The sequence below is a fragment of the Rhodococcus sp. AB351 genome (assembly GCF_049538275.1).
Taxonomy (GTDB): Bacteria; Actinomycetota; Actinomycetes; order Mycobacteriales; family Mycobacteriaceae; genus Rhodococcus.
Map to the genome: position 1 here is coordinate 441,412 of NZ_JBMVFW010000002.1, position 23,404 is coordinate 464,815.

The following is a 23,404-nucleotide window of genomic DNA, read 5'->3' on the forward strand; positions in this document are numbered from 1 at the left end:
CTCACTTTCCGGGTTCGGGATCGCGGGGCAGGCCGAGAAGCCGCTCACCGATGATGTTGAGCTGGACATTGGTCGTCCCGCCGGCGATGGACATGCACTGCACGTTGAGGAACATGTGGGTGGCCGAGGCGCGGTCCTGGTCGTCGAGCAGAGAGGCCGGGCCGGCCCAGTCCATCGCGGTCTCCCAGACCTGCTGGAGGTGCTCGACACCGAGCAGCTTGGCGACGGAGGACTCGGGACCGGGCTGCGCACCGGCCAGGGAGCGCAGCGCGGTGCGCAGACCCATGAGGCCACCGGACGCGGCATCGCCGAGCACCTTGCCGAGGACGGTGAGCTGTTCGTCGTCCGGCCCGCCGGGGGTGTTCTCCGCCAGCGTCGCCAGAGCCTCGCAGCCGGCTCCGAAGGAGGAGTCGTGGGAGAGGGAGACACGTTCGTTGGCGAGGGTGGTGCGGGCGAGCTTCCACCCGTCGCCCGGCTCACCGACGAGGCACTCGTCGGGCACGAACACACCGTCGAGGAACACCTCGTTGAACAATGCCTCGCCGGTGATCTCCCGCAGTGGCCGGATATCGAGACCCTCGGTGTTCTTGATGTCGATCAGGAAGTAGGACAGGCCCTTGTGCTTGGGTACGTCCATGTCGGTGCGGGCGAGGCAGATGCCCCAATCCGCAACGCGCGCCATCGACGTCCACACCTTCTGGCCGTCGAGTTTCCATCCACCGTCGACCTTGACGGCCTTCGTGGACAGACCCGCGAGGTCCGATCCGGCGCCGGGCTCGGAGAACAGCTGGCACCACACGAGATCCCCGCGCAGCGACTGCGGGACGAAGCGCTCGATCTGGTCGGTGCTGCCGTGTGCGATCAGGGTCGGCACCACCCAGTTGCCGATGATCATGTCGTGCGGTTCGAGGCCGGCGGTCCGCAGTTCCTCGGCGACGACGAGCTGCGTGACGGCGTCGGCGGCCTTGCCCCACGGTGCGGGCAGATGCGGAGCAGTGTATCCCTTCTCGGCCAGATATGCCTTGCGTGCCGCCCCCTCGAGCGAGGTGGCCGGCTCGAGCTCTGCGCGGATGTCGGCACGGATCTCTTCGGCCTCGGCCGGCAGGTCGACACTCAGCACACGGCGGGCACCGCCGAGCGTGAGACGGGCGACCCGGCGGCGCCAGGATGCCGTGGAGCCGAGCAGCAGGCGAAGCGACTGAGCGCGTCGCATGTACAGATGGGCGTCGTGCTCCCAGGTGTAGCCGATGCCGCCGAGCACCTGGATGCAGTTCTTGGTGACCTGGAAGGCCGCTTCCGGGGCGATGGACGCCGCCACGGCGACGGCGAGCGACGCCTCGTCCTCGGGTGCCTTCTCGTCGAGTGCTCGCGCGGCATCCCATGCCACGACGCGCGCCTGCTCGGTGAGGCAGAGCATTCGGGCGACGGTGTGCTTGACGCCCTGGAACTGGCCGATGACCCGTCCGAACTGCTTGCGGACCCGTGCGTAGTCCGCCGCGGTGGTGGTGGCCCGGTCCGCGAGGCCGGCCGACTCGGCGGCGAACAGCGTGGCGGCGATATCCACGACCCGCTGCGAGTCCAGTCGCAGCACATCGCCGTCGGACAGGTCCAGGCCGTCCACGGTGATCTCGGCGTTCCGTCGGACCACGTCGTAGCTGGGCAGGTGCGCGACGTCGACCCGATCACGCGTGACGACGACGAACGCCGTCTCGCCGTCGTCGTCGGCCGCGAGCAGGAACACATCGGCGACCTGGCCGCCGAGCACGACACCCGAGGTGCCCGAGAGGGTGACGGAGTCGCCCTCTCGCACGACTCGCATGTCCCCCGGCTGCAGGGACACCGCACCGAACAGCGATCCGTCCGCGAGTCCGTCGAGTTCGGTACGACGCCCCGCCTCGTTCAGGACCGCCGAGACGATCACGGTCGGAAGAAACGGGCCGGGCACCATCGATCGCCCGAGTTCCTCGGCGACGATCGCGGTTCCGAGCAGGCCGAATCCGGCACCTCCCACCTCTTCCGGTAGGTGCAGTCCGAGCATGCCGAGTTCGGCGAGCGAACTCCAGTAGGGCGGGCGCGCTTCGGTTTTCGCTTCGACAGCCGTGCGGATCACGTCGGCTGTCGCGTGCCGAGCCGCCCAGCCGCGTACGGAATCGCGGATTTCGCGGTCCTCGTCACTCAATCCCAGAGTCATGAACGGTCCTTTGGATAGAAGAATGTCCGACGTCAGATGCGCTCGATGATGGTGGCGGTGGCCATGGCGCCACCCGCACACATCGTGACCAGCGCCGTGGAACGGTTCGAACGCTCGAGTTCGTGCAGGGCAGTGGTGATCAGCCGGGATCCCGTGGAACCGACGGGATGTCCGAGCGCGATGGCACCGCCGTTGACGTTGACCTTGCTCATGTCGGCTCCGTGGACCTGGGCCCAGGACAGCACGACGGAGGCGAAAGCTTCGTTGATCTCGACGATGTCGATGTCCGACAACGACATTCCGGTTCGATCGAGCACCGCGCGGGTCGCGTCGACGGGGCCGTCGAGGTGGTAGTACGGGTCGGAACCGATCAGGGTCGACGCGAGGATGCGCGCACGCGGCCGCAGACCGGCTTCGCGTGCCTTGTCCTCGCTCATCAGCAGCACCGCGGCGGCACCGTCGCTGACCTGGGAGGAGTTGCCCGCGGTGTGGATTCCGTTCTCGATCACCGGACGGAGGCCGGCAAGCCCTTCTGCGGTGGTCTCGCGGAGCCCACCGTCGCGGGTCACGGTCGCGATCTCACCGGTGGGCTCGCCTTCCTTCGCCACGACGGGCGCCTGCACCGGGACGATCTCGCGGTCGAAGCGGCCTTCCGCCCAGGCGGCCGCGGCGCGCCGCTGCGACTCGAGCCCGAGGGCGTCGACGTCGTCGCGCTTGATCCCGCGCTTCGCGGCGATCCGCTCGGCGGAGGTGAACTGGTCACCCATGTCGATGGACCAGTCGTCCGGATAAGGGTTTCCGGTGCCCGGTGCGTTGGCCTGACCGAGGAATACCCGGCTCATGACCTCGACGCCGCACCCGATTCCGGCATCGATCTGACCGGACGCGATCAGTCCGGCGACCATATGGACGGCCTGCTGCGACGAACTGCACGCGCAGTCGATGGTCGTCGCAGCGGTCGTGTACGGAAGTCCCGCGTGGAGCCACGCCTGGCGGGTCACGTTGTTGGACTGCTCCCCCGCCTGCGTGACCGCGCCTCCGACGATCTGGCCGACCTGATCGGCGGGCAGTCCGGTGCGGTCGAGAACGGCCTTCTGGGCGGCACCGAGCAACACCGCGGGATGCACCCCGGCCAGCTGTCCGCGGCGACGACCGATCGGTGTCCGCGCGGCCTCCACGATGACGACGTTGCTCATGCCCACTCCCAGCTCTTCGAGGATATTGAAATTTATTCTAGTGACGCAGACCGCAGATTTCCGAGCCGTCCCACCGAGCGGGACAGCCCTTGCGGATTCGATTCCCGGGCCTGCCCGTCAGCGCACGCCGGCGGACAGATCCACGAGCAGAAGGTCGCACGCGACACGCAGGTCGGATTCGACCTCGGGGATCGACATCCGGCCGTTGAGCGCCGATCGGACGAGCCCGAACCACAGCGCCACCAGCAATCGCACGACGGTCACGTCACGAACGGTCGGCTCGTCGATACCCGCGGCGGCCAGGAGCCGTCCGTCGAAGTGCCGATCGATCTTCGCCACATCGGGAATGGTGGCGGCGTTCGACGAGGCGGCGGACTGGATCATCGCGTTGGCCAGCAGCGGTGCTCGCACCAGCGCCCGAGTGGCCTGCAGCAACGCGTCGTAGACCGCGTCCGCGGGCGCAGCGGACGGACGCGAACGTCTGGAGAGATGAATACCCATGCGGTCGATCTGGTCCACCATGACCGCGACGAACAGATGCGTCTTGGACGGGAAGTACCGATAGAGGGTGCCGATGGCGACCCCGGCAAGTTCGGCGACCTCCTGCATCCGAACCCGCTCGAGCTCCTTCTCGGCACCCAGTTGCGCTGCGGCATCGAGGATCCTGCCGTACCGCGCGTGCTGCTCGGCCGAGTTCGGCTCGGCCGCATCCCGCACTTCCGCAAGTCTCGGCATGCTCGACTCCTCCCCTTCGTGATCGGTCGGCACCCACCCGTCGTCGGCGACGAACGTTCCAGGTGGAACAGGTCGGGGTCCACCCGATCCCATCCAGCGGGACCGTGTCGACAGTCGAATCGCACACACCCGCAAACTAGAATGAATACTAATTCAGCCGCGGAATGATGACGGACCACGGCGACCGAACAGGAGACGAAGCATGGGTGAATCTGTGAGCCTGACCGGGCGTGCCGCGGTCGTGACCGGTGCCGGAGCGGGCCTGGGGCGGGCCGAGGCCCTCGCCCTCGCCGCAGCGGGTGCCGCCGTCGTCGTCAACGACATGGGCGACGCGGCACACGAGGTCGCAGAGGAGATCGTCGCCACCGGCGGCCGGGCCATCGCGGTGACCGGCGATGTGTCCGACTGGTCTCTCGGAAGCCGTCTCGTCGAGGAGTCCGTCAAGGCCTTCGGATCCTTCGACATCCTCGTCAACAATGCGGGCATCATCCGCGACAAGATGATCTTCAACCTGACCGAGTCCGACTGGGACGACGTGATCCGGGTCCACCTCAAGGGTCACGCCGCCACATCGCACGCCGCCGCGGTGCACTGGCGCCAGGCGAGCAAGGCAGCCGGCGGACCGGTCTACGGTCGTATCGTCAACACCTCGTCGGAGGCCTTCCTGTTCGGTTCGGCCGGGCAGCCGAACTATTCCGCCGCGAAGGCCGGAATCACGGCGCTCACCCTGTCCACGGCTCAAGGGCTGGCCCGCTACGGAGTCACCGCGAACGCGATCTGCCCCCGCGCACGCACCGCGATGACCGCCGAGGCATTCGGTGAAGCCGACGGCACGACCGGACTCGATCCGCTGGCCCCCGAGCGTGTCGGCACTCTGGTGAGTTATCTCGCCTCCCCGGCCTCCGCGGAGATCACCGGGCAGGTGTTCGTCGTCTACGGCAAGATGGTCGCGCTCATGGCCTCGCCGAAGGTCGAGAACCGTTTCGACGCGGCCGGTTCGGCTTTCACGGTCGAGGAACTCGACGAGCAGCTTTCCTCGTATTTCGCCGGTCGTGGCCCGTACGAGACCTACGCTGCATACAGCATCGCGGAACTCGAGAAGGTCGCACTGGCCGTCGACTGACCACCCGGCACCGCACGACGAAGGGAACACGGCATGAGGCTTGCAGGCAAGGTTGCGATCGTCACCGGCGGCGCCGGAGGAATCGGGCGCGGCATCGTCCGGGCGTTCGCGGAAGAGGGCGCACGGGTCCTGTTCGTCGACATCGACCGGTCCGCGGGCGAGGCACTCGAAGCCGAACTCGGCGGAGCCGGGAAGTTCTCGTACGCGGACATCTCCGAGGAGTCGGCCGCCGAGACGATCGTCGCCACCGCCGTCGAACAGTTCGGCAAGGTCGACGTACTCGTCAACAATGCGCACGTCTCGAGGCAGGCGCCCCTGCTGGAAACCACGCAGGACATGCTCGACCTGTCGTTCGGCACGGGCTTCTACCCGACATTCCGGTTGATGAAAGCAGCACACGCCCAGCTCGCCGCGAACAAGGGCTCGGTGATCAACTTCGCATCAGGAGCCGGCATCGAAGGAAGCGTGACGCAGAGTTCGTACGCGGCCGCCAAGGAAGCGATCCGGGCGATCAGCCGGGTCGCGGCAAACGAGTGGGCCGCGGACGGCATCAACGTCAACGTCGTCTCTCCTCTGGCGTTGACCGAGGGCATCGAGGCGTACATCGCGGCCCACCCCGGCGTCGAGCAGGCACTCCTGGCGAAGACGCCGATGCACCGTTTCGGCGACCCGCAGGCCGACGTCGGCCGGGTCGCAGTCTTCCTGGCCAGCGACGACGCGTCCTACATGACCGGTCAGACGCTCATGGTCGACGGTGGGACCATCAAGCTGCGTTGACCGGACATCCGCCTGAGGACGACAGCACCTCCGACCGCAGCCTGCTCGGTCGGAGGTGCTCGTGGCCGACAGCCGCTACGGCGCCATGTCCGTCCAGCCGACGAAACCGGACGGGTCGTGCCGTCCCATGACCGCGTGCTCGAACATCCCCCAACCGACCTGCCCGTCGATCGTCGCTCGTGCGATGTGATCGATCGTCGAATACGGCAACCGGCCGTGGAACTCCGCAGTGGTGGTATCCACCACCGACGCGGACGACCAGTTCTCTCCGCGCCACTCACCGTGCGTCCATTCGGGGTCGCCGCCGTATCCGGCACCGTGGCTCAGAGAGATGAACCCGAGGTTCTCCACCTCGACGACCAGGGGCTTCCCCTCCGGCGTGGTGAGGTGGATGCGCGCGGATTCGGGGTGCCGCGTGCCGCTGCGGTAGTTCACCTCGAGGCGCGGCCACCCGAGCTGCTCGACGCGACCGTCGGGGAAGACGCGTGTGGCGTGATTGAGCGTGCGATGGCCGTCGGACGATTCCTGGACGATCACCATGAGTGCGAAGTCGTCGAATCGCAGAGGGGCGTACGTCCAGTAGTGCCCACCGCGGTTCTCGTATGTCCAGCGTCCCTGCGGATCCGGCTCCCCCACCGGGCGGATGCCCCACGAGCGATCGCGCGTACCCATCCAGGTGTCCGGGTCGACCGTGAAGTCCTTGCCCTGCACGCAGATGCTGCCCGACCAGCTCCCGACCTGAGCGAATCGGGAGGCGTCCAGGATGGGGCGCGGACCCGACATCAGGATGTGCGCCTCTTCGAGTACCGCGGGGAACGACCCGTCCCAGGTGAGGTCACAGGACAGCTCGTCGTGTTCGCAGACGACGCGAATCCTCTGCAAGGGTTCGATCACCTCGAGCCGGTACCCACCGACCGCGCTCTCCATGGACCGCTCCCCGAGAGCGCCGGAGAACCGGACCGCTACCTGGGAATCCCCGTGCCGAACCGTGACGAAGGCGTCGACCACACCCAGATTCGGGTAGACGCCGAAACCGGTGATGAGGTAGATCGAGCCCGTACGGTCATGGGCGTTGAAATAGTTGCGGTCGTAGAAGTTCCGGTCGGTGGACGCCACCCGTCCCATCGACAGCGGTGACTGGTGCACCGGAAATTCGTCGAGCGGAGCTGGTTTCATCGGGTCACTTCTCCCACTCGTAGGATTCGTCGAGCAAGCGCGCGAGCATGTCGCGGTGGAGGACGTACGCGTCCGGGTCGTCGTGTGGTTCCACCTCACCGAAGTGGATACGCCGGCGCTCGATCTGCGACATCACGATGCCGTGGCGCAGCGCGGCGTACACGAGGTAGAAGTCGAGGTCGCGCACCTCGACTCCGGCGGCCTTCTCGTATTCCGCCACCACGTCGGAACGTCGGAGGAAATTCGGGAGGCCGGGGAACGAGAACTGTTCGGCGATGTCCTGGAAGATGCGGTGGAAACAGATGAACCAGCCGAGGTCCAGCTCCCGGGGCGCGAGCGCAGCCGACTCCCAGTCCAGCACCGCTACGGGAGTCGTGCCGTCGTACATGATGTTCCCGATCCGGGCGTCGCCCCAGCACAGCACGTCGGACGACGGTTCGGCAGGCCAGTGGGCGTCGAGCCAGTCGAATGCCCTCTCCAGCACCGGGATGCGCAGACCGTCTTCGCGACGCGTCCATTCGTAGTAGGCGCGTTCGTTCTCGAAGTGCCGTCGCAGTCCCGACAGTCCGTTCGTCCCGGCGAGCGACGGAATCCGCGAGGCCGGATCGTCGACGGCGTGGATCGCCGCCAGCACTCGCACGCTGGCCTTCTCCAGTGCCGCGCGCTCGTCGTCGTTCGTCTCGTAGAGCCAGCCGCCGAAGACGTACGGCGGATTGTCCACCGGCACATCGCCTTCGGCACGTTCCATGACGAGAAAGGGACGGCCGAGCGGACCCGAGGAGGACTCCACCCACCGCACCGCGGGCACCGGCACCGCGCCGTGATCGCGCACCGCGGCCATGACGTCGAACTGACGCTGCAGGTCGTAGCCGGGAAACACCGGGAACGCCGTCTCCTCGGGCGCGAGCCGGACGACCAGGTGTTCCGTCTGCTGCTGCCCGTTACGGCTCCAGTCGAGATCGAACAGGACGGAGATGCTGGACATGCCGGAGTGGGTCGGGCGGGTCACGTTGTACACCCGCGGGGCTTCCGTCGCCCCGACACGCTCGCCGAGCCAGTCCTGCAACTGCTCGCGCAGCGCATCGAGATCGGTCTCGGTGGTCTTGATCTCCTGTTCCGCGCCTTCCGGTACCACACCGTCCGTAGCCATCCATGCCTCCAGTTCTCTCTACGAAACGAGCCCGATCGTCCCCGGATTTCGGACATCCGTTCCGGTGAGCGATGTCTCGATCATCTCTCCCCCCGGAGAGCTCGAGAAGGATATGGCGACAACGGAACTCAGCGATGCGCGCACGCAGCGGCCGGACGGCGAACTGCTCCGCATCCTGCAGGCCGGTGTGCCCCGCGACGAGGTACGCACCGACCACCCGCCGCAGTTTCTCGCCGCAACGATCGGTGCGATGCACCTCTCGACCGTTCGACGCCGGAGATCCGACCCGAACGACGACGTGACCGAGATGTTCGTCCGCGCAGCGCGTTTCGCCACCGAGTCGATTGGCCCCGACCGTCATCCGGACGAGGGGTGCCGCTAACGGGACGACTCGAGTGTCGTCTTCGCCCAACGGTAGTCGGCCTTGCCGGCAGGAGAACGCACGATGTGATCCACGCCGACGACCACCCGCGGAACCTTGTAACGAGCGATGAGTCCGGCGACGTGCTCGGCCAGCTCGTCGAGCGACGGCACATCGTGCCCTTCGCGCGGCTGGATCACGGCCCCGACCCTCTGGCCGTAACGCTCGTCGTCGACACCGGCGACGAGCACATCCATGACGTCGGGATGACTCTTCACGGCCATCTCCACCTCTTCGGGGAACACCTTCTCCCCTCCCGTGTTGATACACATCGATCCGCGGCCCAGCAGGACGATCGTGCCGTCCTCCTCGACCCGGGCCATGTCACCGAGAACCGACATGCGCACGCCGTCGACGACCGGGAAAGTGGCTGCGGTCTTCGCGGGATCGCCCCAGTAGCCGAGCGGCACGTGCCCCGCGCGGGCGATGTAGCCGATCTCGCCGGAACCCGACTCGAGCGGGCGCATCCGTTCGTCGACGACACGCACGGTGGGTTTCGGGGCGATACGCATCGTCCCGTCGCCCCCGATGGCGAGTTCGCCGTCCGTACCGGACTCCGACGAACCGAAATTGTCGCGCACCATGACGTTCGGGAGCAACGAGGACAACTGTTCGCGAACGCTGCGAGAGAACAGCGCACCACCGGAGCCCACCACGAACAGCGAGGTGAGGTCGTACTCGGATCCGTGCTCGGAGATCGCGTCGGCGAGGGGGCGGGCCATGGCGTCGCCGACGATGGTCATCGTCATCACCCGCTCGCGTTGAATGAGACCGAGCACCTCCACGGGGTCGAAGCCCCGCATCAGCACCTGCGCCGTCCCGAGACAGAAGCCACTGAACATGCTGTACACGGCAGCACCGTGGATGAGGGGCGCGGTGAGCATCCAGGTCATCTCCGGCATCTGTGCGGCCGCGGCCGCCACTGCGGCGGCATCGGCGTGAGGCTCGCCGAACGGATTCCCGCCCGACAGCGCCGCGTGGAAGAAGTCCTCGTGCCGCCACATCACGCCCTTCGGCAGCCCCGTCGTCCCCCCGGTGTAGATGATGAACAGATCGTCGCCGCTACGCGCCGGGAAGTCGCGCTCGGCGGACTCTCCGGCCGTCGCCTTGCCGAAGTCGACGGCGGTGGCCTCGCCCCATTCCACGTCGGCGACCGATCCGACGGTGACGACGTGCCGCACCGTGGGTGTTCGCGGCAGCACCGCAGTGGTGGTGCCGGCGAACTCGCCGTCGGCGATCACGGCGACGAGTTCCGCGTTGTCGAACAGATAGGCCAGCTCGGCGTCGACGTACCGGAAGTTGATGTTGATCGGTACGGCGCGGATCTTGAGGCAGGCCAGGAGCGACTCGACGAACTCCGTGCTGTTGCGCATGTACAGGCCGACGTGATCGCCCGTGCCCACCCCTGCACCGGCGAGGTGGTGGGCGAGCCGGTTCGCACCGGCGTCGAGTTCTCGATAGGTGAGCCGTTCGTCCCCGCACACGATCGCCGTGCGATCGGGGACGGCGTCGACGATCGCTTCGAACAGGTCCGCGAGGTTGAGCGACAACGGGATTCCTTCCGACACAGTGACTCGAGGTGCGGTCAAGGTGCCACCTCCCGAGCCGAGTGATGTCCGCCACTCCCGGTCAGTGGGAACAGCGAAGATCACACCTACTGTGTGGGAGAACGACGAACGCCCCGACACTGTCCGTGCCGGGGCGTTCGTGGAATCGTGGGTGTCGCGTGATCAGGCGCTCTTGTCGCGGCGCTCCCGATCGGCCTTGCGCGGAACGATCGTCGGGAGCACGTTGTCGTTCACGGTCTCGGCGGTGACCACGACCTTGGCGACGTCGTCGCGGCTGGGGATGTCGTACATCACGGGCAGGAGCACCTCCTCCATGATGGCGCGGAGACCGCGGGCGCCGGTGCCACGGAGGATCGCCTGGTCAGCGACTGCTTCGAGTCCGTCCTGGGAGAACTCGAGTTCGACGCCGTCCATCTCGAAGAGGCGCACGTACTGCTTGACCAGAGCGTTCTTCGGCTCCGACAGGATCTGGACGAGCGATTCCTTGTCGAGATTGGTCACCGACGCGAGGATCGGCAGGCGGCCGATGAACTCGGGGATCAGACCGAACTTGATGAGGTCCTCGGGCATGACGTCGGCGAAGTGGTCGGTGGTGTCGATCTCTGCCTTCGACCGCACCTCGGCGCCGAAGCCGATGCCGCGCTTGCCGACGCGGTCGGAGACGATCTTCTCGAGACCCGCGAACGCACCCGCCACGATGAACAGCACGTTCGTGGTGTCGATCTGGATGAATTCCTGGTGCGGATGCTTGCGGCCACCCTGCGGCGGGACGGATGCCTGGGTGCCTTCGAGGATCTTCAACAGCGCCTGCTGCACACCCTCGCCCGACACGTCGCGGGTGATCGACGGGTTCTCGCTCTTGCGGGCGATCTTGTCGACCTCGTCGATGTAGATGATGCCGGTCTCGGCGCGCTTGACGTCGTAGTCGGCGGCCTGGATGAGCTTGAGGAGGATGTTCTCGACGTCCTCGCCGACGTAGCCGGCCTCCGTCAGTGCCGTGGCGTCGGCGATGGCGAACGGCACGTTGAGCATCTTCGCGAGCGTCTGCGCGAGATAGGTCTTGCCGCAGCCGGTGGGACCGAGGAGCAGGATGTTGGACTTCGCGAGTTCGACCGTCTCACCGCGGGAGTCGCGGCCCTTGTCGCCGGCCTGGATGCGCTTGTAGTGGTTGTAGACCGCGACGGCCAGCGTGCGCTTGGCGGCATCCTGGCCGATCACGTAATTGTCGAGGAAGTCGCGGATCTCGGCGGGCTTGGGCAGCTCGTCGAGCTTGACCTCGCTGGTCTCGGCCAGCTCCTCCTCGATGATCTCGTTGCAGAGATCGATGCACTCGTCGCAGATGTAGACACCGGGGCCCGCAATGAGCTTCTTGACCTGCTTCTGGCTCTTTCCGCAGAAGGAGCACTTGAGCAGATCTCCGCCGTCACCGATACGTGCCATCAGTCAGGTCCCTACTTCCTCGTGTGCGTGCAACCGGTCCCGCAACCACCACACGGGGCGGTCCCGGGGAGCGGGCCCTTTGATCGACCGTACCCGGATGTCGGCGCGCAGGTCGACCGGTTCTGCGCGTTTCCGGTCATATTTGTACAGCACAACATGTGTCGGCGATCACAGTCCCGGCGTCGGCGGTTCCGGAAGGCACCGTGCCTTCCGGAACCGCCTGCGACGTTCTACTTCTGGGCCGAGAGCTTGCGGTACTCGAGGACCCGGTCGATCAGACCGTATTCGACGGCCTGCTCCGCCGTGAGGATCTTGTCCCGATCGGTGTCCTTGCGGATCTGCTCGGGATCCTTGCCGGTGTGCTTCGAGAGCGTGTTCTCCATGAGGGTACGCATGCGCTCGATCTCGGCGGCCTGGATCTCGAGGTCGGAGACCTGACCCTGGATGCCACCCGTCGCGGGCTGGTGGATGAGCACGCGAGCGTTGGGCAGCGCCAGACGCTTGCCCGGGGTGCCGGCGGCGAGCAGGACGGCCGCGGCGGACGCCGCCTGGCCGAGGCACACCGTGGTGATGTCGGCGCGGACGTACTGCATGGTGTCGTAGATCGCCATGAGCGAGGTGAACGAACCACCCGGCGAGTTGATGTACATGGTGATGTCGCGGTCGGGATCGAGCGACTCGAGCACCAGCAGCTGGGCCATCACGTCGTTGGCGGACGCGTCGTCGACCTGGACGCCGAGGAAGATGATGCGCTCTTCGAACAGCTTGTTGTACGGGTTGGATTCCTTGACGCCGTAGCTCGAGTGCTCGATGAACGACGGGAGGATGTAGCGGCTCGCGGGCGAGGCAGGAGCGGCGCCGCCGAGCTGACGCGGATCGAACATGTTGGTCATCGCTTCTCCAAGAATTCGGTGGTGTGAGGGCAGATCGGGCCGGGACCTAGTTGGCGGTGCCGCCGGCCTGCTGCGCCCGGGAGACGACGTGGTCGACGAAGCCGTATTCGAGCGCCTGCTGCGCCGTGAACCAGCGGTCGCGGTCGGAGTCCTTGGTGATCTGCTCCACCGACTGGCCCGTGTGCTCCGCGATGAGCTCGGCCATCTCGCGCTTGGTGTGTGCGAACTGCTCCGCCATGATCGCGATGTCGCTCGCCGTACCACCGATGCCTGCGGACGGCTGGTGCATCATGATCCGCGCGTGCGGGAGTGCGTAACGCTTGCCCTTGGTGCCGGCGGAGAGCAGGAACTGACCCATCGAGGCGGCAAGGCCCATCGCGAAGGTCGCGACATCGCACTCGACGAACTTCATCGTGTCGTAGATCGCCATACCGGCGGTGACCGAACCGCCCGGCGAGTTGATGTACAGGGAGATGTCGCGGGTGGGGTCCTCGGCCGACAGCAGAAGGATCTGCGCGCACAGCTTGTTCGCGATGTCGTCGTCGACCTGGGTGCCCAGGAAGATGATGCGCTCGCGGAGCAGGCGTTCGTACACCGAGTCGCTGAGGTTCAGCCCAGCGGTGGCCGAGGTCATCGCGGGACCGATGGATGTCGCCGGATTCTGAGGAGTCACGGGTACCTGCCTTCTCGTCGATCGTGGGTTGCTGACACTGACACTAACGAAACGGGGCGGCACCGGATGCCCGGTGCCGCCCCTCTTCGCTGAAAGCGGAAATTCGTGCCCCTGGGGTTTCGAATCTCCATGGGTCGTCCGACTACTCGGAAGCCGAGTCCTCGGTGGTCTCCGCCTCGGCGTTCTCGCCCTCGGCGTCGTCGTCGTCGTTCTTGGTGCCGAACAGCTCGCTGGTGTCGACGGTCGCACCCGTGGTGTCGGTCACGGTGGCGCGATCGACGACGGTGCCGAGCGCCTTGCCGCGGCGGACGTCGGCGAAGACGGCGCCGAGCTGGTTGGCCTGGCTGATCTGCTGGATGAACTGCTCCGGCGGGATGCCGTAGCGCTGCGCCTGGAAGAAGATGCGCTCGGTCAGCTCCTGCTGCTCGACCGTGGTGTTCTCCGCCTCGGCGATCGCGTCGAGGAGCAGCTGGGTCTTCACCGAACGCTCGGCGGACTCGCGTGCTTCCTTGTCGAACTCCTCGCGGCTCGTACCCTGGGCCTCGAGCAGCTCGTTCAGCTTGGTCTCGTCGTGATCGAGCTCGTGGATCGCGTCGTGCAGCGCGCTGTCGACCTCGGCCTGGACGGCGGCCTCGGGGACCGGGATCTCGACGGTCTCGAGGAGAACTTCGAGGACCTTGTCGCGGATCTGGCCGGCCTGCTCGACCTGCTTGACGCGCTGGACGCGCTCGCGGAGGTCGGCCTCGAGCTCGCCGATGGTGTCGAACTCGCTCGCGAGCTGCGCGAACTCGTCGTCGGCCTCGGGCAGCTCGCGCTGCTTGACGGTGTTGACCTTGACGGTGACGACGGCTTCCTTACCGGCGTACTCACCGGCGACCAGCGTGGAGGTGAACTCCTTCGACTCGCCGGCGGACAGACCGATGATCGCCTCGTCGAGTCCGTCGATGAGCTGGCCGGAGCCGACCTCGTGCGACAGGCCCTCGGTGGCGGCCTCGGGAACCTCGTTGCCGTCGACCGTCGCGGAGAGGTCGATGGAGACGAAGTCGCCGTCCTGCACCGGACGCTCGACGCCCGTGAGGGTGCCGAAGCGCTGACGCAGCGACAGCAGCTGCTCGGCGATGTCCTCGTCGGTGATCTCGACGGGATCGACGGTGACGGCGATCTCGGAGAAATCGGGGAGGGTGATCTCGGGACGGACGTCGACCTCGGCGGTGAACGCCAGCTCGACGTTGTCCTCGAGCTTGGTGACGTCGATCTCGGGCTGGCTGATGACCTTGACGTCGTTCGCGGTCACGGCTTCGCTGTAGCGGCTCTGGATGGCCTCGTTGATGACCTGGTCCAGAACGGCGCCGCGGCCGACGCGGGCCTCGAGGATCTTGCGAGGAGCCTTACCGGGGCGGAAGCCCGGGATGCGGACCTGGCCGGCGAGGGCCTTGAAAGCGCGGTCGAAATCAGGCTGGAGCTCCTCGAAGGGCACCTCAACATTGATACGGACTCGCGTCGGGCTCAGCTGCTCGACGGTGCTCTTCACGGACATGCTCCTTCTGTCGTGCTCTCTTGTCGGTCGTTCGTGTCACTACTGAGCGCGCTGACGCTGTTCGATCTGGTCGGGATGACAGGATTCGAACCTGCGACCCTCCGCTCCCAAAGCGGATGCGCTACCAAGCTGCGCCACATCCCGGTCGTGAAGGCACCGCATCCGACCCGCGGGACCCATCGCAGAATCCTACGGCCCCCCGATTATGAAATCCAAAGCGAGGTCCGGTACAGTCACATCTCGCAAGCCGCAGCACCGGTCGACACCGGCGCCGCAGCCGCAACGGGGATGTAGCTCAATGGTAGAGCCCCAGTCTTCCAAACTGGCTACGCGGGTTCGATTCCCGTCATCCCCTCCACGGAGGAAGCCCGCCGGGTGCACACAGCACCGGCGGGCTTCGTCGTTCCGGACCGTCGCCGACGTCCGGTTTCCGGCAGGTGACATGCACATTCCTGGACACATGGTCCCGAGGGGTGTCATCATGCCGTCGAGGTTGAGAAGCAGCCCCACCACAGGTCGTCCGAATGCGACCTCGGCTGCAGTCCACTTCGGTTCGACTCGCGTCGGCCTCGGTCCTCGCCCTTCTCGTCCGGCCCCGTCTCGTCCGGCCCGCCCATCCGCATTCCGACGACCGCACGAACCACCGCGTCGTGATTCCTCGTCGCGTCCCTCCCGTGGACGCGACCGCGAACGGGTGGGGCGTCGTCGGATGACACCGCAGGGGGGGTGTCGAGGGACCGGCCTCGCCCCACCTCCGGCCGGCCGGAGTCGGGAACGACTCCGGTCGGTCCCTCTCCCCCATCGAATGCCGTTCTCCGGTGTGAAATCCGAGTATCGTCGTCTCACCCCCGTAGGTCAGCGGTCGGTCGAGAAGGCGCCGGCGTCACCGACGGCGCCGGCTGTACCGACGGCGCCTCGCTATGCAGGGAGGCAACGATGCCTCGGCGCCACAGACCGACTCCGGACATGCCCCCGACCTCCGCTCCGACCGTCGGCGTCGAGGAGGAGTTCTTCCTCGTCGACCCGACCTCCGAACGGCTCACCGCGAGCAACGACCTCGTCGTGGCCGCAGCCGCCCGGCTCGGACTCGACATGGACTACGAGCTCAAACGCATCCAGGTCGAGGTGAACACACCGGTCTGCCGCAGCTCGGCCGAGTTGCGTGCGCGTGTCGTCGAGGGCCGGACCAGCGCAGCCGCGGCCGCGCGGGAGGCGCACGTGGGTCTGCTCGCGTCGGGTGTGTCGCCCACGCTCCAACAGCTCGCGTCCGTGACGGATGTGCCGCGCTACCGGACGATGGCCGAGCGGTACGGACGTCTCGTCGAGGAGCAGGAGGTCTGCGGCTGCCACGTCCACGTCGGTGTTGCGGACCGCGAAACCGCCGTCCTGGTGTGCAATCACGTCCGGGTGTGGTTGCCCACCCTGCTGGCCGCGACGGCCAACTCGCCCATCCATCGGGGCCGCGACACCGGGTACGCCAGTTGGCGGGCGATCATGGCCTCCCGCTGGCCGTGCGCGGGTCCTCCCCCGCGGTTCACGTCGGCGGAGCACTACGACGCGATCGTCGCCATGATGATCGAGAGCGGCAACATCCTCGATCCGGGCATGGTCTATTGGGACGTGCGTCCCTCGGCGCATCTGCCTACCGTCGAGATCCGGGTGAGCGACGTGCCGGCGACGGTCGACGAGACTGTTCTCCTGGCGATGCTCGTCCGCGCGCTCGTCGCCACCGCCGAACGAGAGGTCCGGGCGGGCATCACTGCTCCTCCGGTCGCCGACGAGGTCGTCCACGCCGCGTACCTGTGCGCTGCTCGCGAGGGGCCGACCGGACGTGCCGTCGACGTGTTCACCGGACGGCCCGCCACCGCGCAACAGTCGTTCCGCGCTTTCCTCCGATACATCCGCCCACAACTCGAGGCGACCGGCGACCACCGGTGCGCGGCGGCGATGTGGGAGACGATCCTCGCCCGCGGCACCGGGGCGATGCTGCAGCGACGCGCGTTCGCCCGCCGTCACGCCGTCGCCGACGTCGTCGACGCACTGCACCGCGCGTTCGTCGACGGACCGCAGACTCCTCCCCTGTCCGGCGGCGCCCACCCCGCCCCGGACGTTCCGGCGCTCTGATCCCGCGACCTGCCGTGTGGAGGTCCTTCCCTCGGGTATTCGCGACCACACGAGCCACGACGAGGGAGCACGTATGCGCGCGATGGTCTATCGCGGCCCGTATCGGGTCCGCGTCGAAGAGAAGGACATTCCCCGGATCGAGCATCCCAACGACGCCATCGTGCGCGTCGAGTTGGCGGCGATCTGCGGTTCCGACCTGCACCTCTACCACGGGATGATGCCCGACACCCGCGTCGGTACGACCTTCGGCCACGAGTTCGTCGGGGTGGTCCACGAGGTCGGTCCGTCGGTGCAGAGCCTGAAACCCGGCGACCGCGTCATGGTCCCGTTCAACGTCTTCTGCGGGTCGTGCTTCTTCTGCGCGCGCGGCCTGTATTCGAACTGCCACAACGTCAACCCCAACGCCACCGCGGTCGGTGGCATCTACGGCTACTCGCACACCTGCGGCGGCTACGACGGTGGCCAGGCCGAGTTCGTGCGGGTGCCGTTCGCCGACGTCGGTCCCACCGTCGTGCCCGACTGGATGGACGGCGAGGACGCTCTGATGCTCACCGACGCCCTGGCGACCGGCTACTTCGGTGCCCAACTGGGCGACATCGTCGAGGGCGACACGGTCGTGGTCTTCGGCGCCGGCCCGGTGGGCCTGTACGCGGCGAAGTCCGCCTGGTTCATGGGGGCCGGCCGGGTCATCGTGATCGACCATCTCGAGTACCGGCTGGAGAAGGCCCGCACCTTCGCACACGCCGAGACCTCCAACTTCGCGGAGTACGACGACATCGTCGTCCATCTGAAGAAGATCACCGGCCATCTCGGGGCGGACGTCGCCATCGACGCCGTCGGCGCGGAGGCCGACGGGAACTTCCTGCAGCACGTCACCGCCGCGAAGCTGAAGATGCAGGGTGGCTCGCCGGTCGCGCTGAACTGGGCCATCGACGGTGTCCGTAAGGGCGGCACCATCTCGGTGATGGGCGCCTACGGCCCGATCTTCAGTGCCGTGAAGTTCGGCGACGCGCTCAACAAGGGCCTGACGCTGCGAATGAACCAGTGCCCCGTCAAGCGCCAGTGGCCGCGGCTGTTCGAGCACGTCCGCAACGGCTACCTGAAACCGAACGACATCGTCACGCACCGCGTTCCGCTCGAACACATTGCGGAGGCCTACCACATGTTCTCGTCGAAGCTCGACGGGTGCATCAAACCGATCATCGTCGCCGACGGGAGCTGAGGAGGACCATCATGGCCTACACCGCAGACAAGCCCGAACCGCCCGAGACCCCCGACCAGCTGCGTGCCCGTATCCCCGGCTGGGGCGTCGACCTGGATCCGCGCGACCGCCCGTCGGTGCCGAAGGAACGCTTCGCGCCCGAGGCGACGGGCGCGCACTGGGACTTCCCCGAACGCCAGCCGGGACACGAGACCCGCGAACGCTCGATCGAGCACGCCTTCGTCACGCCGGTCTTCGGCACCACCGCGCCGTTGAAGGGACTGTCGGGTGTCGTGCGCAGGCACGCCTACCGCCGGTACAGCGAGGCCCGCGCCGCGCACTGGTTACTTCTGATCGGCGCCGACCGCATCGACGTCGCCGAGAGCCGGGTCCGGGCGCTGCTGCAGGGCCGCCCCGACAATCCGGTGACCGAGAGCGGACTCCGGGCGGAGATCACCGCGCACGGTGGGGCATCGCGACGTCGGAGTTCGCGGGCCGACGTCAATCACCAGTGGCTCGATCCGTTCGTCTCGGGAGCACCGTGGATCGCCGCGGCGGGTCTGGGCGCAGTGGCCGTCGGACGTTGGAGAGGACGAGCGCGGCGGTGAGGACCGGCATGTGGGGACATCCCGAATCCAGCAACGACGTGTCACCTTTTCGACTCGATAGTGCAAAGCGAGAGTCAAGCGCGGGTGTGTGTCGTTCACGATATGAGACCGTCCCTGTTGTGAAGGATACCTCCGACGACCTCGCCCGGGACTGCTCCCCCGGCTCCTCGGTCGTCGCCGCCGTCCTTCTCGACGCCACCCCCGACTGGGATCGGGTCGCGGCGGTGCTCGCGCCGGGCAACCACGAGTCGCCGAGCTTCCGGCACCGCGTGGTGGAACTTCCGTTCGGCCTCGACCCGCCGCGCCGTACCGGGCATCCGGACTCGGATCCGCCCTGGCATCTCGAGCGGGTCGAGCTGCCCGCCCCGGCGAGTTTCGAGGAGGTGCTCGCCTACGCCCGCACCGCACCCGAGCCCTCGGGACTCGGGCACCCGCGCTGGGAACTGACCCTGCTCGACGGCCTCGACGGCGGCCAGTCGGCACTGGTGATCCGCCTGCGCCATCTCGGCTCCGTGCCGGCTCCCGGGCAGTCCGACTCCATGTTGTCGTGGGCGAAATCGGTGTCCGAGCAGAGCGCCGAGTCGTTCCGCACCGCCGCGCACGTGTTCACGTCGCTGGGCACCGGATTGATCAATGCCCTGCTCGGACGCACCGGCGACCGCGAGGAGCCCGCACCCCGCGCGCCGCGACTGCACGTGCTCGACGCGGATCTCGCCGCCCTGCGTCACGCCTGCGAACGCGCGGGCTGTCGCGTGTCGAGCGGGTTCTCCGCCGCGATGCTCCTCGCGTGCAGCGAGTACCGCCGTCGACACGGCCGCTCGATCGACGGCCTGCGCGTCGTCGTGCCCGGGCCGGACGGCGGAGCGGTGGCCATGGCACCCGAGGACGAGACGGAGATCCACGCGATGGACGCGGTCGATCTCATGCGACGCATCGACATCTCGTTCCCGTCCTCCGCCGGAGCACAGGCCGACATCGCCGTCGGTCCGCGGGACGTGGTGGTGTCCACGCTCCCGGGTTCCCACGCACCGCTCTACGTCGGTGGCGCGAAGATCGAGCGGTACTACGGCTTCGGCGCGGCCGACGGCGCAATGATGACCGCGTCGGCGATGTCCTACCGCGACACCTGCTGCATGGGCCTGGCGGTGGACCCCACGGTCCTCCCCAACCGCGATTCGTTCGATTCCTGCCTGCAGGAAGGGATGCGCGCGGTCCTCGGGGAGTGACTCCCCGCGTCGGTACGCTGGAGAACAGGACCCTCCCCACCGGAAGGATCGGCCGTGGAACTTCTGCTCATCCTCGCCGCCGTCGGTGCCGTGGTGTACTTCGTCTCCCGCTCCCAGAAGAGCACCACCCGTCACCGCACCGTCACCCTCGACGACGCCAAGGCCGACGCACGGCAGGCGATCGAGCGTCTCGGCGGCCAGATCTACAACCTGACCGGCACCGACGACGCCTCACGCCAAGCGCTGGCGGACGCATCCGAGCGCTTCACCGCCGCCGGCTCCCAGATCGAGCAGGCGAACTCGCCGATGCAGGCGCGTCTCGCGAAACAGACCGCGCTCGAAGGTCTGTACTACATCCGCGCCGCGCGCCTGGCGATGGGCATGGACCCGGGTCCGGAGATCCCGACGCTCGACGGACAGAAGTCCGCCGGCGAGGTCACCGAGAAACGCACCGTCGACTTCGAGGGACGCACCATCGCCGCGTCGCCGTCACCGTCCTCCGCGACACCGAACTACTACCCGGGCGGTCGCGTCGCGGGCCGGCCCGTCCCTGCGGGCTGGTATTCGGAGCCGTGGTGGAAGCCCGCCCTGGTGGCAGGCGCGTGGGGTGTCGGCTCGATGCTGCTCTTCTCGACGATGTTCGCCGGGATGGCCGGTGTCCCCTACGACGCGCAAGCATTCGAATCCGGCGTCGGTGATCCGTCCGCGGAGACAGGCGGGGGCGACGACTTCGGCGGTGGTGACGAATACGGCGGGGGCAACGAGTTCGGAGGCGGTGACGATTTCGGTGGCGGCGACTTCGGTGGCGGGGACGGCGGCGGATTCGATTTCGGCGGCTTCGATTTCTGAGCCGGGTCGACTGAGCCGAATCCCCTGAGTCGGGTCAGCTCGGCTGACAGACCGGGCACCAGAACAGGTTCCGCGCCTGCATGACCGAGTGCAGGACGGGAGTCCCGCAGATCCGGCAGGGTTCGCCGGCACGGCGATAGACGTACGTACGGGGTCTGTTCTTGGCGTAGGCCGGCGCGCCGTGGTCGTGTTCGGGTCGCACGACGTGCATGCGCCCGTGCTCGACACCGACGTTCATCAGCTCGACGAGGTCGGCCCAGATCGCGTCGAACTCACTGCGGGACAGCTTGTTTCCCGGACGTTCCGGATGGATGCCGTGGCGGAAGAGCACTTCGGCGCGGTAGACGTTGCCGACCCCGGCGATGACGGCCTGGTTCATGAGCAACGCCCCGATCGCGGTGCGTGATCTGCCGATGCGGCGCCACGCCCGCTCGGGATCGGCGTCGGGACGCAGCGGGTCGGGACCGAGCCGGGCCTCGATCGACTCGACCTCACCGGGGGTGAGCACCTCGCACGCCGCCGGACCACGCAGGTCGCTGCCGTGGCGCGCGCCGATCATCCGCATCCGCACCTGCCCGACCGGTTCGCCGAGCGGCAACTCGCGGTCGGTGAACTCACCGTAGATACCGAGATGCACGTGGACGGCGAGACCACCCTCGTAGTGGTGGAAGAGATGCTTGCCCCACGCGTCCGCGTGGGTCAGGACGCGTCCGTCCACGGCGGCGGCACCGTCGGCGAACCGCCCCTGCGGACTGGACACCCGCACCGGCGCACCCGAATACCACTCGTGGTGCAGCCGGGCGAGCCGGTGCAGGATGTGTCCTTCGGGCACGGATCAGGCAGGCGCGCCGGGAACCGCCGGGGCCTCGCCGGTCTTCTCGTACTCGGCGAGGATGTCGATGCGGCGCTGGTGACGCTCCTCGTTCGACCACTCGGTCGACAGGAAGGCGTCGACGATCGCGAGGGTCTCCTCGAGGCTGTGCATACGGCCACCGATGCCGATGAGCTGCGCGTTGTTGTGCTCGCGCGCAAGCTTGGCGGTGTCGACGCTCCACGCCAGGGCGCAGCGCGCACCCGGCACCTTGTTGGCGGCGATCTGCTCGCCGTTGCCGCTACCCCCGAGCACGATGCCGAGGCTGCCCTTGTCGGCGACGGTGCGCCGCGCGGCCTCGATGCAGAAGGCCGGGTAGTCGTCGAGGGCGTCGTACTCGAACGCACCGCAGTCGATCGGCTCGTGGCCGTTCTTCTTCAGGTGCTCGATGATCTCATTCTTCCGTTCGAAGCCCGCGTGGTCGGCTCCCAGGTAAACGCGCATGGGCCGAGTCTAACGAGGCCGGTCGGTGTGTCAGACGCCGACGGGTTCGCGGGCCTCCTGGGCCTCGAGTTCGCGCACGATCGGCAGCACGTTCCTGCCGAAGTACTCGACCTCCTCCTGGAAGTGCAGGAAACCGGCGAGGATCAGGTCGACGCCGCGACGACGGTATTCGACGATGCGATGTGCGATCTGCTCGGGCGTGCCGATGAGCTGGGTCTTGAAACCGTCGTTGTACTGGACGAGATCCTCGAAAGTCGAGTCCGCCCACATGCCCTTCTTGTCGCCCGTGGACGAACCGGCCTGCCGGACGGCACTGCGGAAGCCCTCGACGGCCGGCTTGTTCGCCTTCTCCACGATCTCCCGGAGGGTGTCGCGGGCCTCCTTCTCGGTGTCGCGGGCAATGATGAACCCGTTGAGCCCGATCTTCACCTCGCGGTCGTGGGCACGGGCGACCTCGCGCAGCTCGTCGATCTGGGCGGTGATGCCGTCGTAGTCCTTGCCGTTGCTGAAGTACCAGTCGGCGTAGCGACCACCGTTGGCGATGGCGGCGGTGGAGTTGCCACCCTGGAACAGCTCCGGATTCGGGCGCTCGGGGGTGTTGGCCGGCTTCGGCTTCAGTGTGAAGTCGTGGATCCGGTAGAAGTCGCCGCGGAAGTCGACCTCGTCCTCGGTCCAGATCTTGCGGAGCACCTGGAGGAACTCGGCGCTGCGCCGGTAGCGCTCGTCGTGCTCGAGCCACGGCTCACCCATGTGGGTGAACTCGTCCTTGAACCATCCGCTGACGACGTTGACCGCGAACCGGCCACCGGACAGCTGGTCGGCGGTCGCGCCGAGCTTGGCCAGCACGGCCGGCTGCCACAGACCGGGGTGGACGGCGGCGATGACCTTGAGCCGCTCGGTGGCGAGCAGCAGGGCGAGGCTGAAACTCGTCGACTCGTGCTGGAACTCCGCGCCGTAGCTGGCCTCGTACCGCACCTGGCTCAGTGCGTATTCGAAGCCGTTGTTCTCGGCCGTACGGGCGAGCTCGACGTTGTACTCGTAGTCCCAGCTCGTGCGCTGTTCGATGTCCGAGGTGACCAGACCACCACTGACGTTGGGCACCCAGTAGGCGAAAGTGGTCTGATCGGCGATGCGTTCGGTCGACATGTGTTCATCCAAGCCCGGGATCGGTCCCGCGCCCACCATAAGAATCAACGAGATC

The 23,404-nt window shown here is 67.4% G+C and carries 21 protein-coding genes and 2 tRNA genes; 9 read left to right on the plus strand and 14 right to left on the minus strand.

All coding sequences use genetic code 11. From position 1 onward, the window contains the following. Nucleotide 1: 1 nt before the first annotated feature. The 3 genes from ACPCXD_RS08115 to ACPCXD_RS08125 all read right to left on the minus strand — a co-directional run bounded on the left by ACPCXD_RS08115 (nt 2) and on the right by ACPCXD_RS08125 (nt 4,122). Nucleotides 2-2,191, minus strand: coding sequence for an acyl-CoA dehydrogenase family protein (locus tag ACPCXD_RS08115; protein ID WP_301848658.1), 2,190 nt, complete (start codon nt 2,189-2,191; stop codon nt 2-4). A 32-nt stretch (nt 2,192-2,223) separates the two neighbouring features. Further along, entirely contained in the window at nt 2,224-3,387 is a 1,164-nt protein-coding gene (locus ACPCXD_RS08120; RefSeq protein WP_423659142.1) for a steroid 3-ketoacyl-CoA thiolase, read from the minus strand. 117 nt (nt 3,388-3,504) lie between these two features. Then, nucleotides 3,505-4,122, minus strand: a complete 618-nt coding sequence (locus ACPCXD_RS08125) for a TetR/AcrR family transcriptional regulator (RefSeq protein WP_423659144.1) — start codon at nt 4,120-4,122, stop codon at nt 3,505-3,507. Nucleotides 4,123-4,324: 202 nt separating this feature from the next. Between ACPCXD_RS08125 and ACPCXD_RS08130 the strand changes: the two genes are divergently transcribed. Then, nucleotides 4,325-5,245, plus strand: a complete 921-nt coding sequence (locus ACPCXD_RS08130; protein WP_016934638.1) for a 3-oxoacyl-ACP reductase — start codon at nt 4,325-4,327, stop codon at nt 5,243-5,245. Between the two features lie 33 nt (nt 5,246-5,278). Further along, on the plus strand, nt 5,279-6,022 hold the full coding sequence (locus ACPCXD_RS08135) for an SDR family NAD(P)-dependent oxidoreductase (RefSeq protein WP_106200081.1): 744 nt from the start codon (nt 5,279-5,281) through the stop codon (nt 6,020-6,022). A 75-nt stretch (nt 6,023-6,097) separates the two neighbouring features. On the opposite strand, the gene ACPCXD_RS08140 is transcribed toward ACPCXD_RS08135, so the two are convergent. Continuing rightward, on the minus strand, nt 6,098-7,198 hold the full coding sequence (locus ACPCXD_RS08140; RefSeq protein WP_064063325.1) for an Rv3169 family protein: 1,101 nt from the start codon (nt 7,196-7,198) through the stop codon (nt 6,098-6,100). Between the two features lie 4 nt (nt 7,199-7,202). Further along, nucleotides 7,203-8,348 (minus strand): phosphotransferase family protein, encoded by a 1,146-nt coding sequence (locus ACPCXD_RS08145; protein ID WP_106200085.1) that lies wholly within the window; start codon nt 8,346-8,348, stop codon nt 7,203-7,205. Between the two features lie 112 nt (nt 8,349-8,460). Between ACPCXD_RS08145 and ACPCXD_RS08150 the strand changes: the two genes are divergently transcribed. Beyond that, nucleotides 8,461-8,730 (plus strand): hypothetical protein, encoded by a 270-nt coding sequence (locus ACPCXD_RS08150; protein ID WP_064063323.1) that lies wholly within the window; start codon nt 8,461-8,463, stop codon nt 8,728-8,730. Here the strand turns inward: ACPCXD_RS08150 and ACPCXD_RS08155 are convergent. From ACPCXD_RS08155 to ACPCXD_RS08180, 6 genes are all read right to left on the minus strand, one after another. Further along, nucleotides 8,727-10,319, minus strand: a complete 1,593-nt coding sequence (locus tag ACPCXD_RS08155; RefSeq protein WP_423659212.1) for an acyl-CoA synthetase — start codon at nt 10,317-10,319, stop codon at nt 8,727-8,729. The two genes, ACPCXD_RS08150 and ACPCXD_RS08155, sit on opposite strands and share 4 nt — an antisense overlap. Before the next feature lie 180 nt (nt 10,320-10,499). Beyond that, nucleotides 10,500-11,777, minus strand: coding sequence for an ATP-dependent Clp protease ATP-binding subunit ClpX (clpX, locus tag ACPCXD_RS08160; protein ID WP_016691868.1), 1,278 nt, complete (start codon nt 11,775-11,777; stop codon nt 10,500-10,502). A 230-nt stretch (nt 11,778-12,007) separates the two neighbouring features. Further along, nucleotides 12,008-12,670, minus strand: coding sequence for an ATP-dependent Clp protease proteolytic subunit (locus tag ACPCXD_RS08165; protein WP_016691867.1), 663 nt, complete (start codon nt 12,668-12,670; stop codon nt 12,008-12,010). A 46-nt stretch (nt 12,671-12,716) separates the two neighbouring features. Then, complete coding sequence (locus ACPCXD_RS08170) at nt 12,717-13,343, minus strand: ATP-dependent Clp protease proteolytic subunit (RefSeq protein WP_016691866.1); 627 nt, start codon at nt 13,341-13,343, stop codon at nt 12,717-12,719. A 142-nt stretch (nt 13,344-13,485) separates the two neighbouring features. Beyond that, nucleotides 13,486-14,874 carry a trigger factor gene (tig, locus tag ACPCXD_RS08175; RefSeq protein ID WP_419957098.1) on the minus strand — a complete coding sequence of 463 codons (1,389 nt, stop codon included), beginning with the start codon at nt 14,872-14,874 and terminating at the stop codon, nt 13,486-13,488. Between the two features lie 73 nt (nt 14,875-14,947). Further along, a tRNA-Pro gene (locus ACPCXD_RS08180) sits at nt 14,948-15,024 on the minus strand. A 140-nt stretch (nt 15,025-15,164) separates the two neighbouring features. On the opposite strand from ACPCXD_RS08180, the gene ACPCXD_RS08185 reads away from it, so the two are divergent. The 6 genes from ACPCXD_RS08185 (at nt 15,165) to ACPCXD_RS08210 (ending at nt 20,888) form a co-directional block, all read left to right on the plus strand. Then, nucleotides 15,165-15,238 (plus strand) — tRNA-Gly (locus tag ACPCXD_RS08185). Nucleotides 15,239-15,846: 608 nt separating this feature from the next. Further along, nucleotides 15,847-17,004, plus strand: a complete 1,158-nt coding sequence (locus ACPCXD_RS08190; RefSeq protein ID WP_423659149.1) for a carboxylate-amine ligase — start codon at nt 15,847-15,849, stop codon at nt 17,002-17,004. A 73-nt stretch (nt 17,005-17,077) separates the two neighbouring features. Further along, on the plus strand, nt 17,078-18,226 hold the full coding sequence (locus ACPCXD_RS08195; protein ID WP_229567887.1) for a zinc-dependent alcohol dehydrogenase: 1,149 nt from the start codon (nt 17,078-17,080) through the stop codon (nt 18,224-18,226). A gap of 11 nt (nt 18,227-18,237) precedes the next feature. Then, nucleotides 18,238-18,813: a hypothetical protein gene (locus ACPCXD_RS08200; RefSeq protein WP_160876444.1), complete on the plus strand. Its 576-nt coding sequence runs from the start codon at nt 18,238-18,240 to the stop codon at nt 18,811-18,813. Nucleotides 18,814-18,932: 119 nt separating this feature from the next. Then, complete coding sequence (locus ACPCXD_RS08205; RefSeq protein WP_088897375.1) at nt 18,933-20,039, plus strand: wax ester/triacylglycerol synthase domain-containing protein; 1,107 nt, start codon at nt 18,933-18,935, stop codon at nt 20,037-20,039. Between the two features lie 54 nt (nt 20,040-20,093). Further along, nucleotides 20,094-20,888, plus strand: coding sequence for a DUF1542 domain-containing protein (locus ACPCXD_RS08210; protein WP_423659152.1), 795 nt, complete (start codon nt 20,094-20,096; stop codon nt 20,886-20,888). Between the two features lie 34 nt (nt 20,889-20,922). On the opposite strand, the gene ACPCXD_RS08215 is transcribed toward ACPCXD_RS08210, so the two are convergent. Genes ACPCXD_RS08215 through sfnG form a run of 3 tightly spaced genes read right to left on the minus strand, consistent with a single transcriptional unit; the run spans nt 20,923 to nt 23,349 of the window. After that, nucleotides 20,923-21,720 carry an Fpg/Nei family DNA glycosylase gene (locus tag ACPCXD_RS08215; RefSeq protein WP_016691859.1) on the minus strand — a complete coding sequence of 266 codons (798 nt, stop codon included), beginning with the start codon at nt 21,718-21,720 and terminating at the stop codon, nt 20,923-20,925. A 3-nt stretch (nt 21,721-21,723) separates the two neighbouring features. Continuing rightward, nucleotides 21,724-22,203 (minus strand): ribose-5-phosphate isomerase, encoded by a 480-nt coding sequence (locus ACPCXD_RS08220; RefSeq protein WP_016691858.1) that lies wholly within the window; start codon nt 22,201-22,203, stop codon nt 21,724-21,726. Nucleotides 22,204-22,233: 30 nt separating this feature from the next. Continuing rightward, nucleotides 22,234-23,349, minus strand: a complete 1,116-nt coding sequence (gene sfnG / locus ACPCXD_RS08225) for a dimethylsulfone monooxygenase SfnG (protein WP_026061069.1) — start codon at nt 23,347-23,349, stop codon at nt 22,234-22,236. Nucleotides 23,350-23,404 lie beyond the last annotated feature (55 nt).